A 13,269-nucleotide genomic window follows, 5' to 3' on the forward strand; every position below is an offset into this window, starting at 1 on the left:
AATGATCCTCCTAGTGGGCTAAACGCACCTACTCCGGCTCTTTCTTGAAGGTGTTGATCCTGATCTCGCCGCCAAGAAAAGTGTCCGAAACTGATGAGATCACCCTGCGTCCCTCGAGCCAGCCGGCCAACTCACGATTGATCTCGTTGTCTTCGAGTTTCGGAGCCCGACCGAACGTAGAGATATCTTTATAGGGCACCGGCATTGCCCTGAGGATGTCGCGGATCTCGGGCACTGACAACGCGGGGTGCATCCTGTTGAGAAGGGTCAGCTTCACCCTGACGTCCTGAGACTGGAGCGCGATTGCCTTGATGAACTCGGCACCATGGCCGACCGGCGCCCCAGGCGACCTGGCGAGCAGCGGTCCGACTACTGCAGCTACGGATGGCGTGCCTGCGACATATGCCTCGTCGATATCGGCAAGGACATTGAGCTTCTGCGCATCAGTGATCGAGGCCTGAAGGAGTCTACCCCTGAAATCGTCGTCGATCGGATATTCCGACTTGGCGCCGACATACGTATCGAAGTTCAGCGCGAGGAACAGGACACGAAGCCCCACATCCTCGAGGTGCTGGAAGTTGGCGGGCGTGAATGAGACCTTCCGTTCCTCGATCAGGATCTTGGTCTTGCTGGCGTCCACCTCCTGAAAGGCGCTGAAATTCCTCGGAAGCAGGCGAACGTAGGTTCGATATAATTCGAGTCCCAGCGCGTCGTTTCCAACCACGAACCGTCGAAGAGGAAGTGCTGGGTCCCCGTCGGGTATCGGCTGGCGCGATAGAGCCGCCGCTGCCTTGCTAGTTTGGATATACGCAGTGAGAACGCCCTCATCATACGATTCCGAGGGCAAGAACTGAAGGCAGTTCTCCCAGGTCGGTTCGACGTGGTGGCCCTCTAGGGCAAGTTGCTGGAAGGCCGCTGGAACATCGTTCAGATTCGGAATGATCGCGGTCTGTCTCTCCAGGAACTTGGCTCGCACGTCCTGCTCGACGTCCTCACGCGCCAGCACCTGCACTATGGCAGAAACGTCCTCCTTGGTATTGGTTGGAATGGCGAGAAGGACGTCGCTCACGTAGGTAGCGAAGTCTGGTTCGAGGCGCTTGAGTAGCGCCGGGTCATTCACTTCGTTCAAAGTGGAGAGGTGACGTTTCTCCAGGGCCTCCAGCTTATCGTCGCCAGACAGATGGCGCACTATCGATGCGATGTTGTCGATCGAGATGCGGTAGAGGCCTTCTTCCGCGACGAACGCCAGCGCGTCTGGGAAGTCGACAAGCTTCTCGACCTCGTCAATCTCTACTTCCAGGGAGCGCAGGAGGCTGATGCCGAAAGCCACCCGTTCCGCGAGTACGCGATCTGCATTGGCGGCCAGGTATGTCTTCAGCGCCTCTATATCAGCCGGGCGGCGCAGCACGTCCTTGGATGCGTATGCAAGAATCCGTGCGACGTGCGACGGTCCATCACTCGAGATGACGGCCGTAGAGACGAAATTCGGCCACTTGGTCACCAACGCCCTGACCAGCGCCTCCACGTGGCGCCCCACAGCATAGTAAACGCGGAAAAAGTTACCGCAGACTTCAAAGTTGCCAGAGATAAACCGGATGGCGGCGGCGATGCGTATCGCGTTGCCCAACTCATCATCGAACAGGTGGTCGATGATCGATCGATTCAGCACGTACGCCTGACCGAAATCTCCGCGCCGCATCTCGGCGACCACCTCGGCAACGTTGTCCAACGGAAAGTCCGGAGGAGGAGCGTTGTAGGCCCGGATCTTGATCAAGAAGCTGTTGTCCTTTGGGGACAAGCGCCCGCTGTGGAACAGTGAGATGTATTGGTAGTAGGTGTCGTCGATGTGACCCTCAAGTATCAGGTATTTGAGGAGATCAGCGTTATCGCCAACCTCGTCGAACATCTGATCGATCAGCCCCGGGCTCTCGCGAACGATCTCGTTGAACCTCCGATTCCGTAAGGAGGACATGCTAGTCTCAAGTTGGCCTATCTGCTTCTCGGAAGCCTTCCGGAAATTGGCCGACTTTTTCCCTATGTCTACCTTTCGATCTTCGAAAGTACGCGTCGGATCGACGGACGCCTCAAGGGCCGTCAGATCTATAGGTACGAAGTTTGGGTGGTAACCCTGCGGGTTGATGTTCACCTTCACCCTCGCCTTCGGCTGGAGGAACTTCTCCAGCACACCATCTTCCGTGAGCTGACTGATCCTTACGGCTTCATCCTGGACGAAAAGCTGCTGCATATTCTCTGGTAGACGTTGGATCACAGCCATCGCGTAGACCTTTCGTAGGTCTGCCTCGTCCCTGAGCTCTTGCTCCTCCCCGGTCGCAACGCGGGCCTTGATCGCCGCGATTTCACGTCGTGCCTTGGTCTCAGCATTCGCTAGGAACTCGTCATGCCGCCGAAGGACCGTAGCCAGCACGCCTTCCTGGCGGTGCAGCGCCGCGAAGTCCTTCGGCATGACGTTCTTGTATATGAGGATCGCGAGGAGCTTATTCGCGTCGAGCCGCCCATCTTCGTCGGCCGTGAGCTGGTCGTCATAGACCAGGTATTCGTTGAGGATGTTCTGGATCAGGCGGAGGTCGCCGAGATAGCGAGATACCTCGCGAAGAAACTGAAGATCCAAGTCTTTCAGACCGATACGCCGGCTATGTTCGAGAAACTTATCGATCGAATTCGAGTGATTGATGACCGGCACGATCGGCACGATGAACTCGAAGAACTTGGTACGATCCGTGTTGACGAAGATATCGTCACGCAGCGCATAGAGAAACCGCACCCGACGCCTGCGCTTGATGCGCTCATTCGCGTTGATGAGCCCGTTGATCTCTCTCAGGGAGACAAAGATGTCGGGGTTCTCGAAGCGGTCCAAATCTTCGATGACGACCAGATCATGCTTCGTGGACTGAAAGAAGTACAGGATCTCGTCAAGATGCCGGTTAAGGATCGATTCTTGGTCCGCTGCCGCCGGGGCGATCTGCACGTCCTTCAAGGATATACTCTTCAGAGAGAGCCCGTGACTGTTCGTGTATGCGCTGTAGATAGCCTTCCACGCGAGAGCCGCTACGGCCAAGGCGCTGAAGTAGTTGAACCATTTGAACGGCTCGAAGAACGTCCCGGCCAATATCTCGCTCTGCTTGCTGAACAGGTACCAGCCACAGATCAGCCCGACCGTGATGATGAGCGACGTCCCAATCGAGATCTTCTTCTTTGGAACCTTGATCCGCTTGAAGCGAGAGAAAGGGAGTTTGTTCGCGTCTACGCCATAAAGGATCTGCTGAAGAATACTGCGCTCGATCTCCTGCTTTGTCACCTTCGGTGGCTTCCCATCCGCCTGCTCACCGTCAGGGAGGAACGACGCCAGGGAAAGCTGCAGGGGCGAACCATTGTACTGCGCAAGAAAGGTCTTGATGACACTACTCTTGCCCGAGCCATAGGGCCCAGTTAGCGCGATATTGAACACGTCCGGCCTGCGCATCGCCTCGTTCAGCGCCTTCAGATAGATGCCTCCCGTCCCCTCGGGCAGCGCTTTGGGCGCGAGATCGACGAATTTCGTATCCGAAGGACCAGCATCTTTATCCTGCCGGAGCCGTGCAAATATTGATTGAAGTTTCCTGACGCTAATGTTTAGCAATTGGCTCCCTCAAGCCGACACAGGCGAATCCGATAGATTGAAACAGGGTCAGAGGGATCCACAACAATTGCAAGTGGCGTAAAGCGTTGTTGGCCAAACTACCTCTGTAGGCCCAGAACCCCTCGCGCCCTGCAGCCGCCTGCTCGACTGCGGACCGATCGTAGATCATCGCGTGCACCTGATCCTAGACAAAAAACCCTGGACTCCGGCGTTGAGGAGGATCGACTTCACCTGCTTGGCGGAGACATAGCCGTGTCCGCTTTTAGGGCATCTCCGCGAGCCGGTCGAATGACCGAAATGGGGCGCTGAGCTGCTATCAGCTCAGCGCAGGAATATCATGCCGCCGCGGAAGGCGGCAGCCTTAGCGCGTGCCCTGGTCGAGGCGTGGTATATACCGGTGGAGTGACCGCGCACCGCAATCTCGTAGGAGCGCAGCACGAAAGTGATGCTGACACCGCCCCCGCCGAAAGGTCAAAACTGTGCAACAAACTGTACAACCCAGGTTCACAAGAGAGCCTGGACTTGCTGATATGGGCGGGTGCCCGGAAGGGCGATGGTGGAGGGGACTGGATTCGAACCAGTGTACGCTAAGCGGTCAGATTTACAGTCTGATGGATTTAACCACTCTCCCACCCCTCCACTACAACGTCGCTTGGGTAGGAAACGGAACGCCTGGGCGCTTCGTTGGGGCGGTTTATGGTGGTCTGATGACAGCGTGTCAACACCCCATCGCCTTAGCCCAGCAAGAAAATCGACCAGGCGCCTCCGATTGCCTCAAGCTTGTGGAAAGATGCGCCGGGACCGGCATGCGCTAGGATGCGCTTGCGCCGGTGACTGCCGACAGGGACGAGACGAAGCGGCGGGTGCGCGGGTCGACCGGCTCGGCAAAAACCTGACGCGCCGAGCCGGACTCGATGATGTCCCCGCCATCCAGGAACAGCACGTGGGCGGCAATGGTGGAGGCAAGCCTCAGGTCATGGGTCGCCATCAACATGGTCGTGCCTTCGCGCGCCAGTTGTGACAACACTTCGACGACTTCGCCGGCAAGCTGTGGATCGAGAGCCGAAGTGGGCTCGTCGCAGAGCAGGACCTTGGGTGAAGGTGCCAGGGCGCGGGCAATGGCGACGCGTTGTTGCTGGCCGCCAGAAAGGTTTGCAGGCCAAGCATCGGCCTTGGCGGCCATGCCGACCTTTTCGAGGAGCGCCATGGCGCGCTCTTTGGCCTGCGCGCGAGGCCATCGAAGGACTGTCAGCAGTCCCTCCATGACGTTCTCCAGCGCGGTGCGGTGCGGGAACAGCTGGAAGTTCTGGAACACCATGCCGGTTTGACGGCGGAGCGCCAGAACCTCACTGCGTCCGGGCCGGTTGCCGCCATCGAACGTCACACGCTCGTCGCCGATCTGCACGCTGCCGGCCTGCGGCAGCTCCAACAGGTTCACGCAGCGCAGCAGGGTGCTCTTGCCGCTGCCGGAGGCGCCGATCAGGGCCGTGACGCTGCCTTCGGGCACGACGAGGCTGACACCCTTGAGCACCTCGGTGCCGTTGTAGCTCTTGTGGACGCCTTCGACGGTGATCATGAGGCGGCCTCCAAGTAGCCGCCATAGCGGGAGAAACGCCGCTCCACATGCGCCTGAAGGCTCGAAAGAATGGAGCTCACCACGAGGTATATGAGCGCGACCTCGACATAGAGGATCAGCGGTTCATAGCTGGTTGCGACGATGCGCTGGCCGGCGCGGAACAGTTCGGGCACGGTGATCGCAGCGGCCAAAGACGTGTCCTTGACCAGCGAGATGAACGTATTGGAGAGGGGCGGTACGGCGATGCGCGTGGCTTGCGGCAGGATGGTGCGGCGCAGGGCCTGTCCCCAGGTCATGCCGATGGAATAGGCGGCCTCCCATTGGCCCTTCGGGACGGAGAGCAGCACGGCGCGGACGATTTCGGACGTGTAAGCGCCGACGTTGAGCGTGAAGCCGATCAATGCGGCGGGGAAGGCGTCGAGCACGATGCCGACGCTGGGAAGACCATAGAAAATCAGGAACAGCTGAACCAGGAGCGGCGTGCCGCGAATGATCCAGACATAGAAGCGAACTACGGCCGCCAGCGGCCAGGGCGCGAACAGGCGGACGAGTGCGGCAACAAAGCCGAGGGAAAGCCCAAGGATAAACGAAAGCAGCGTCAGGGGAATGGTGAAGAGCAGGCAGGCCCACAGGAGTGAGGGCAGCGACTCGATCATCAGGTTCAGCCAAGACGGCATGGTTCTATCAATCCAAACAAAAGGACCGGGCAACGCTGTTGCCCGATCCTTCTAGAAGCTCTTGGCGCCAGGCGCTACTGCGAGACGTCTTCGCCGAAGTACTTCTCGGAAATTTCCGCATAGGTGCCGTCGGCCTTGATCGCGTCCAGTGCCTCGTTGATGGCAGCCAGCAGTTCAGGCTTGCCCTTGGCCAGCAGGACGCCGGAGAAATCGGCATCATCTGCGGTTGCGACCACCTTCACGTCGGCATCTGGCTGCTGCTTCTTGAAGTCGAAGAAGGAGAGGCTGTCGTTGATGGTGGCGTCGGCGCGCCCCTGCAGCACGAGAGCGACGGACTGGTCGAAGCCTTCGGTGGCGACAAGTTCGGCACCATAGCTCTCGGCCAGCTTGCCGAAGTTGCTGGTCAGGGTCTGGGCCGCTTTCTTGCCTTCAAGGTCTTCGAAAGTGGTGATGTCGGCATTGTCGCCGCGGACCACGAGGGCCGCCTTGGAGGCGATGTAGGGTTCAGAGAAGTCGTACTTGGCCTGGCGTTCTTCGTTGATGCCGACCTGGTTGATGACGACGTCATAGCGATCGGCGTCGATGCCGGCGATCAGGCCGTCCCAGGGACCTTCAACGAATTCTGCCTCAACGCCAAGCTTTTCGGCAATGGCACGGCCGATCTCGACGTCGAAGCCGACGAGGGTGCCGCTGTCGTCGTGGAAGGTGAAGGGGGCGTAGGTGCCTTCGGTGCCGATGCGCAGGGCGCCGGCATCCTTGATGGCATCAAGTGCCGACTGGGCGAAAGCGGGTGTGGTTGCGGCGACCAGGCCGAGGGCGAGGGCCCATTTTGCGAGCTTCATTTCCGTCTCCGTAGCGCCGGTGGTTCGATGTTTCCGGCTTTCTGGCGTGGAAGGTGCACCGCCGGCCTAGGAGTTTCAATGTGTTGGATGGATGTTTTACGTCCGGTCGGGCGGCCGATACAGCTATGCTGCGATTGGCGAGGTTTGTGGAGCGCTGTTGCCGCCTGCCGCTTTGCTAATAGTTGCTAATGACGGCTGAAAGTGCATAAATTCCTGGACGGCAAAACGGGTAGGCAGAGCGGGGCAGGCGGTGCGGGGGAGACGTGGAGGCGCCGGTCGGGTGACAATGACCGACGTTGCACGCGAGGCAGGGTGCTCGCAGGCAACCGTATCATTCGTCCTGAATCAGGCGCCGGGGATAAAATTATCGTTCGAGACACGGCAAAGGGTGCTCGAGGCCGCCCGGCGGCTGGGCTATGTTGTGGCGCCCTCGGCGCCCGTCGTTGCACCCGCCTTGCCGGGGCGGCGCATCGGCTTCGTCGTCGATCAGCTGGCGACGAGCCCCGAGGCGATGGTGGCGATCGACGGGCTGACGCAGGCTTCGCGCCCGCTGGGCGACCTGGTGCTGGTGGCGCAGACCCATAGCGACAATGCGCTGGAGGCCGAGCTGATCCGCAGCTTCGTGGCGCAGGGCGTTCATGCCCTAGTCTACATGACCATCTTCACCCGCGAGGTGGAGCTGCCGCCCCAGATCATGTCGCTCGACGTGCCGGTGTTGCTGCTCAACTGCTACACTGCGGATCAGGCCATTCCGGCGGTGGTGCCAAGCGAGATTGCCGGCGGCCAGCGCAGCACGCGACACCTTATCGAACACGGGCATCGCCGCATCGCCACCATTACTGGCGAGATTTGGATGGAGGCGGCGCAGGACCGGCTCAAGGGCTATCGCCGGGCCCTGGCCACGGCGGACATCCCGTTCGACCCGGCGCTGGTGATCGAGGGGGATTGGTCGGCCAGCGCGGGCTATGAGGCCACGCGCAAGCTGCTGGCGCTGCCCGAACCGCCGACGGCGATCTTTTGCCAGAACGACCGCACGGCCATCGGGTGCTACGAGGCGCTCAAGGAGGCGGGGCTGAGTATTCCGCGCGACATGTCCGTTGTCGGCTATGACGACGAAGAAATCTCGCGTCATCTTCATCCGCGGCTGAGCACATCCATTCTCCCGCATCGAGCCATGGGCCAATGGATCATCGAGCAACTGGAAGGCATGGACGGCGCGGCACGGCGCTATCCGCTGGTGAAGCTCGAATGTCCGCTGGTGGAGCGGGATTCGGTGGCGCCGCTCAAGACTTCCTGATGGGCGGTGGGGCGATGGAGCTGCGCTCGACGAGGTCGCATTCCATCTTGAGCTTTTGCAGCCGCTCGTCCTGATCGGCGGTGCTGTAGCTGTCGAGCAGCTCGGCGACCGCCCAGCGCGCCATCTCGTCATGGGGGAGCACGACGGTAGAGAGCGGCGGATCCATGTTGGCGGCCAGGTCTTCGTTGTCGAAGCCGTGGATGGAAAGGTCCTCCGGAACGCGGAGGCCCATGAGACGCGCCGCCTCGTAGCAGCCAATGGCCATGCGGTCGTTGAAGCAGAAGATCGCGGTGGGCGGATTGGCTTGCGATAACAGGGCCATGGCGCGTTCGCGGCCGGCGCGGATGGTCCAGCCGCCGGGCTGGACCAGGTCCTCGTCGACCTCAACCTGCCACTCGGCCATGGCCTTGCGGAAGCCCTTCTCGCGGTCCACGGCCGCTTCCAGCACGTATTCGCCTGCCATATGAGCGATGCGCCCGTGGCCGGCGCGCAGCAGGGCCTGCGTCGCAGCGTAGCCGCCGACGATGTCTCCTGGGACGACAGAGGGATAGCGCAGCTTCCGCTCGTGGCAGTTGAGCAGCACCAGGGGCAGTTCGGAGAAGGTGTCGGGCACGCTCACGGTGCGGGTGACAAGGGACGCATAGATGGCGCCAATCGCTTTTTGCGAGACGAGGAGGTCGATGGCCGCCTGTTCCAATGCCGGATCGGAGCGGGTGCAGAACATGGCGACCGACACGTCCTGCAGGGCGGCTTCGTCGCGTGCGCCTTCGATGAAGGCGGCGGCGAAGGGGGTGGTGGAGACTTCGTCGAGGAAAAGGCCGATGACGCGCTTGCGTCCTTCGGGCACGGGATGGGAATGGCCGCGCCGGTAGCCAAGGGCTTCGGCGGCCTCGAGAACCCGGCGGCGCGTGGCTTTGGAGACGCGGGCATTGGGGACGCCGTTGAGAACGAGTGATACCGTGGCCTGCGAAACGCCGGCCCGTTCACCCACATCAACCATGGTCGCGCGCTTCTGCAAGTGTGCCTCATACGTCATCACATTGTGCATCAAGTGCTAGCAGAATGTGCCGATATGAGCACCTGCAGCAAGGCCCTTGCCAGCCTCTCAATAGCGCCATAAGGTGATAAATATATAACTAATAATCCTTGAGGAGGGGTGAGGATGACGCACGGCGCAAGCGCACGGCACGAGGCACGTCAGCAGCTGTCGCTGGACGGTGCCTGGCAGTTCCAGCACGAGGGCGGCGCCTGGCGCGAGGCTCAGGTTCCGAGCCCCTGGCAGGCGCAGTTTGCCGACCTCGTCGACACGAGCGGCACCGCGATCTACCGCCGCAGCTTCTCGCTGCCAGACGGATGGAGCGAGCGCGAAGTGGTGCTGCGCTTCGGCGCCGTCAGCTACTTTTGCGAGGTGCTAGTCAACGGCCAGCAGCTGGGCAGCAATGAGGGCGCTTACCTGCCGTTCGAATTCGTCCTGCCGCAGGCGCTGCTCAGGGCCGATAACGAGGTCGAAGTGCATGTCACCATGCCTTCGGCCGATCAGCGGCAATATCCCGACTATCCCTTTGGGGAAGTGCCGCATGGCAAGATGAGCTGGTATGGCCGCATCGGTGGCCTCTGGCAGTCGGTGGCGCTGGAAGCGCGCGATCCTGCCCATATCGAGGCTGTGACAATTACGGCTGGCATGGACGGCGTTGCCGAACTGGTGCTGGACTTTTCCGACGCGGCGCAGGGAAAGACGGCGCGGCTTGCCGTGCTCGACGCGCAGGGTTCTCCGGTCGCCGAGGTCGAGGTGGCTGCCGGCAAGGGCGTCAAGGCCCGGCTGACGGTCGAGAAGGCGCTGCTGTGGTCGCCCGAGGCGCCCAACCTTTATTCGCTGGTGGTCGATATCGGCACCGACAAGCGGGTCGAGAGCTTTGGCTTCCGCACCATCGAGACACGCAACGGGCAGGTTCTGCTCAATGGCCAGCCCATCTACATGCGGGCGGCGCTGGACCAGGACTATTATCCGGAGGGCATCTATACCGCTCCGTCGCTGGAGTTTCTCGAAGACCAAGCGCGCAAGGCCAAGCATCTGGGGCTCAATACCCTGCGCTGCCACATCAAGGTGCCCGATCCGCGCTACTATGATGTCGCTGACCGGCTGGGCCTCCTGGTTTGGACCGAGGTGCCCAACGTCAACACCTTCACCAGTGATTCCGCGCGCCGCATGCGCGAGACCATGGAAGGCATCCTGGCGCGCGATCGAAACCATCCCTCCATCATCGCCTGGACGCTGATCAACGAGGATTGGGGCACGCGCCTTGTGGAAAATGCCGAGCACCGGCAGTGGCTCAAGGACAGCTTCGACTGGCTGAAGGCGGAAGATCCGACCCGGATCGTCGTCGACAACTCCGCCTGCTTCCCCAATTTCCATGTGAAGTCAGATCTCAACGACTTCCACTACTACCGGTCGGTCCCCGAGCGGCGGCAGGAATGGGATGACCTGACCGAGCAGTTCGCCAATGGCGCCAAGTGGACCTATTCGTCACTCGGCGATGCCGAATGGCGCGGCGACGAGCCGCTGATCGTCTCCGAGTTCGGCGTCTGGGGGCTGCCGGACCCGAGCAAGCTGCGCGGCGCCGATGGCAGCGAGCCGCACTGGTTCGAGACGGGCGCATTCTGGGGCGACGGCGTGGCGCTGCCGCATGGCGTGGAAGAGCGCTTCGCGGCTCTCGACCTCCACAAGACCTTTGGCAGCTTCGACGCCTTCATCGAAGGGGCGCAATGGTATCAGTTCATGAACCTGCGCTACCAGATCGAGGAAATGCGCCGCTATCCCTCGATCATGGGCTATGTGATCACCGAACTGACCGACGTGCATTGGGAGGCCAATGGCCTGCTGGACATGGAGCGCAATCCACGCGTGTTCCATGACGTGTTCGGGCAGATCAATGCCGACATCGTCATCGTACCGCGGCCGAAGCGCTATTCGGCCTATGCCGGTGAAGCGCTCGCGATCGAGGTGACGGTGGCGACGGGCGGCAAGAGCCTGCCCGAAGGCGCAACCCTGCGCTGGAGCGGCGATGCTTCCGGGTCCATCACCCTGAACGCCATCGGTCCTGTATCGACCGATGCGCAACAGATCACCGTGACCCTTCCGGCAGCCGACACGAACCGCATGGCGCGGATCGAGTTCGTCCTCGATGCAAGCGGCGCCGAACTGGCGCGCAACAGTTGCGACATTGCTCTTTATGCACAGCGCAATACGCAGAACCTGCCGACCATTGCGGCAGCGGACGGCAAGCTGGCGGAATATGCCCGCGGCCTCGGCTACAACGTGGTCGATGCAGCGCGTGCCGATATTGTATTGTGCCATGCGGTCGACGGGGACGACGTCGAGACGATCAAGGCGGGCGGCCGCTACCTGATCCTGGCGGATGGGTCGGTGGAGACCAATCGCAACCTCCGCACCGACATGCCGCCGGGCGAGCTGCCGCATCGCAGCATCGTGGCCGACAACAAGACTTTCCGCGCGGCCACGGACCAGCACCTGCCTGGCATAAACCTCGTGGAGCGTGACGGCACGATCTGGCGCGGCGACTGGATCGCGGGCTTCTCATGGCTGCGGCGGCAGGGCCCATTCAGCCCGATTCCGGGTGGCCCGATCTTTGATCTCAGCTTCTCGGACGTGGTGCCGCACCATCTGCTGACCGGGTTCCGCGGCTGGGAATATGGCAGCAATATCCATGCCGGCATGGTGGTGGGCTGGGTGCACAAGCCGGCTGCGATCATCGCCGAGAAGCGCGTCGGGCGGGGCGGGGTGGTCGCGACCACGTTCCGGCTGACCCGCGAAGCCCCCGGCGCCGATCCGGTTGCGGCGGCGCTGTTCGACGCGCTTGTGGTGACCACGAGGGAGCTGCCGGTGGATCGCTGACGCGGTTTCCCATCACGGCCATTCCCGCAAGGAAAATGCCTCGAATCGTCGTGATGGGATTGACTGGAGGCCACTAATAGCCTGAATAGTATTATTAATGAGTGGGAAGCGGCCGAAGAGTCGTCCAGTCGAGGAGTAGCGGGGCCAAGGTCCTGTGGAGGAAAGATAATGTCGGATATCGTGCTCAACGAGGTTAGCAAGTCCTATGGCGGGGTCAGCGTCCTCGACAAGGTCTCCATGCACATCCAGTCCGGCGAGTTCATCGTGTTCCTGGGGCCATCGGGATGCGGCAAGTCGACCTTGCTGCGCATGATCGCCGGGCTCGAGCAGGTCAATGAAGGCGAGATCTTCATCGGTGACCAGCGCGTTGACCAGCTGCCGCCCAATGAGCGCGGCGTGGCCATGGTGTTCCAGAACTACGCGCTTTATCCGCATATGAGCGTTCGCGACAACATGTCGTTCGGCCTGCAGAATGTGGGCACGCCGAAGGCCGAAATCGCGCGCCGCGTCGACGATGCCGCGCGCATGCTGGAGATTGGGCATCTCCTCGATCGGAAGCCGGCGCAGTTGTCGGGTGGGCAGCGCCAGCGCGTCGCCATCGGCCGCGCCATCGTGCGTGACCCCAAGGCATTCCTCCTAGACGAGCCGCTCTCCAACCTCGATGCGGGCCTGCGTGTCCGGACGCGCCTGGAGCTGGCGCAGCTCCATAATCGCATCAAGGCCACGATGATCTTCGTGACGCATGACCAGATCGAGGCCATGACGCTGGCCACGCGCATCGTGGTGATGAACAACCGCCGCATCGAGCAGATCGGCACGCCGATGGAAATCTACTCGCGGCCGGCGACCCGTTTCGTGGCGGGCTTTGTCGGCTCGCCGCAGATGAACTTCATTCCGGTGACGGCCGTGACCGATGCAGGCGGCCGGGCGGCCGTGAGTTTTGCCGGTCAGAGCCCGGTTCATACCGGCGTGTCCTTTGCGCAATTGCCGGGTTCCAACCTGACGCTCGGTATCCGCGCCGAGTCCGCCCAGATCAGCCGGGACGGGCAGGGGATCGAAGGCGTGGCCGAGGTTGTCGAGCGGCTTGGCGAACGGACCTTGGTCTATACGAGCCTGGGCGAGAACATCACGCTGGTTGCCGAAGATGAAGGCATTTCGGGTGTGCAGCCGGGGGACCGGGTGCATATCGCCATCGACGGCAATGCCGCGATGATCTTCGACGAGGCAGGAAAGGCTTATCACGCCGCCGGCTGACGCTGCGGCAGGACGGAACCAGAGCGCGTTCAGCGCCTCGCCACAAGGCGACGGTTCCGGAGGAATTCAGGGC

8 protein-coding genes and 1 tRNA gene are annotated in these 13,269 nt (G+C 61.5%); 3 read left to right on the top strand and 6 right to left on the bottom strand.

Annotated elements, in window-relative coordinates; genetic code table 11:
- Window positions 1-28: 28 nt before the first annotated feature.
- The 5 genes from VIL88_RS03555 to VIL88_RS03575 form a co-directional block, all read right to left on the bottom strand.
- The gene (locus VIL88_RS03555; RefSeq protein WP_331986032.1) at window positions 29-3,637 is read right to left on the bottom strand and encodes an ATP-binding protein; all 3,609 of its coding nucleotides are present in this window, start codon (window positions 3,635-3,637) and stop codon (window positions 29-31) included.
- A gap of 554 nt (window positions 3,638-4,191) precedes the next feature.
- A tRNA-Tyr gene (locus VIL88_RS03560) sits at window positions 4,192-4,276 on the bottom strand.
- A gap of 172 nt (window positions 4,277-4,448) precedes the next feature.
- Window positions 4,449-5,213: an amino acid ABC transporter ATP-binding protein gene (locus VIL88_RS03565; protein WP_331986034.1), complete on the bottom strand. Its 765-nt coding sequence runs from the start codon at window positions 5,211-5,213 to the stop codon at window positions 4,449-4,451.
- Window positions 5,210-5,890, bottom strand: coding sequence for an amino acid ABC transporter permease (locus tag VIL88_RS03570; RefSeq protein WP_331986036.1), 681 nt, complete (start codon window positions 5,888-5,890; stop codon window positions 5,210-5,212). Before VIL88_RS03570 ends, VIL88_RS03565 begins: the two co-directional genes overlap by 4 nt.
- A gap of 74 nt (window positions 5,891-5,964) precedes the next feature.
- The gene (locus VIL88_RS03575; RefSeq protein ID WP_331986038.1) at window positions 5,965-6,732 is read right to left on the bottom strand and encodes an amino acid ABC transporter substrate-binding protein; all 768 of its coding nucleotides are present in this window, start codon (window positions 6,730-6,732) and stop codon (window positions 5,965-5,967) included.
- Window positions 6,733-7,018: 286 nt separating this feature from the next.
- On the opposite strand from VIL88_RS03575, the gene VIL88_RS03580 reads away from it, so the two are divergent.
- Window positions 7,019-8,029: a LacI family DNA-binding transcriptional regulator gene (locus VIL88_RS03580; RefSeq protein ID WP_331986040.1), complete on the top strand. Its 1,011-nt coding sequence runs from the start codon at window positions 7,019-7,021 to the stop codon at window positions 8,027-8,029.
- Here VIL88_RS03580 and VIL88_RS03585 read toward each other — a convergent pair.
- A complete protein-coding gene (locus VIL88_RS03585) occupies window positions 8,016-9,047 on the bottom strand; it encodes a LacI family DNA-binding transcriptional regulator (RefSeq protein WP_331986042.1) in 1,032 nt (343 codons plus the stop codon). The two genes, VIL88_RS03580 and VIL88_RS03585, sit on opposite strands and share 14 nt — an antisense overlap.
- Before the next feature lie 144 nt (window positions 9,048-9,191).
- Here VIL88_RS03585 and VIL88_RS03590 point away from each other — a divergent pair, with 144 nt between their 5' ends.
- Together VIL88_RS03590 and VIL88_RS03595 are read left to right on the top strand one after the other, a co-directional pair.
- Entirely contained in the window at window positions 9,192-11,942 is a 2,751-nt protein-coding gene (locus VIL88_RS03590; RefSeq protein ID WP_331986044.1) for a glycoside hydrolase family 2 protein, read from the top strand.
- A 168-nt stretch (window positions 11,943-12,110) separates the two neighbouring features.
- Window positions 12,111-13,196: a sn-glycerol-3-phosphate ABC transporter ATP-binding protein UgpC gene (locus VIL88_RS03595; protein WP_331986046.1), complete on the top strand. Its 1,086-nt coding sequence runs from the start codon at window positions 12,111-12,113 to the stop codon at window positions 13,194-13,196.
- Window positions 13,197-13,269: the final 73 nt, after the last annotated feature.

The organism is Devosia sp. (assembly GCF_036563435.1).
GTDB lineage: Bacteria > Pseudomonadota > Alphaproteobacteria > Rhizobiales > Devosiaceae > Devosia.

Coding starts and splice junctions, on each gene's coding strand:
- VIL88_RS03565 (WP_331986034.1), bottom strand. CDS start 5,213: ATGATCACCGTCGAAGGCGTCCACAAGAGCTACAACGGCACCGAGGTG.
- VIL88_RS03570 (WP_331986036.1), bottom strand. CDS start 5,890: ATGCCGTCTTGGCTGAACCTGATGATCGAGTCGCTGCCCTCACTCCTG.
- VIL88_RS03575 (WP_331986038.1), bottom strand. CDS start 6,732: ATGAAGCTCGCAAAATGGGCCCTCGCCCTCGGCCTGGTCGCCGCAACC.
- VIL88_RS03580 (WP_331986040.1), top strand. CDS start 7,019: ATGACCGACGTTGCACGCGAGGCAGGGTGCTCGCAGGCAACCGTATCA.
- VIL88_RS03590 (WP_331986044.1), top strand. CDS start 9,192: ATGACGCACGGCGCAAGCGCACGGCACGAGGCACGTCAGCAGCTGTCG.
- VIL88_RS03595 (WP_331986046.1), top strand. CDS start 12,111: ATGTCGGATATCGTGCTCAACGAGGTTAGCAAGTCCTATGGCGGGGTC.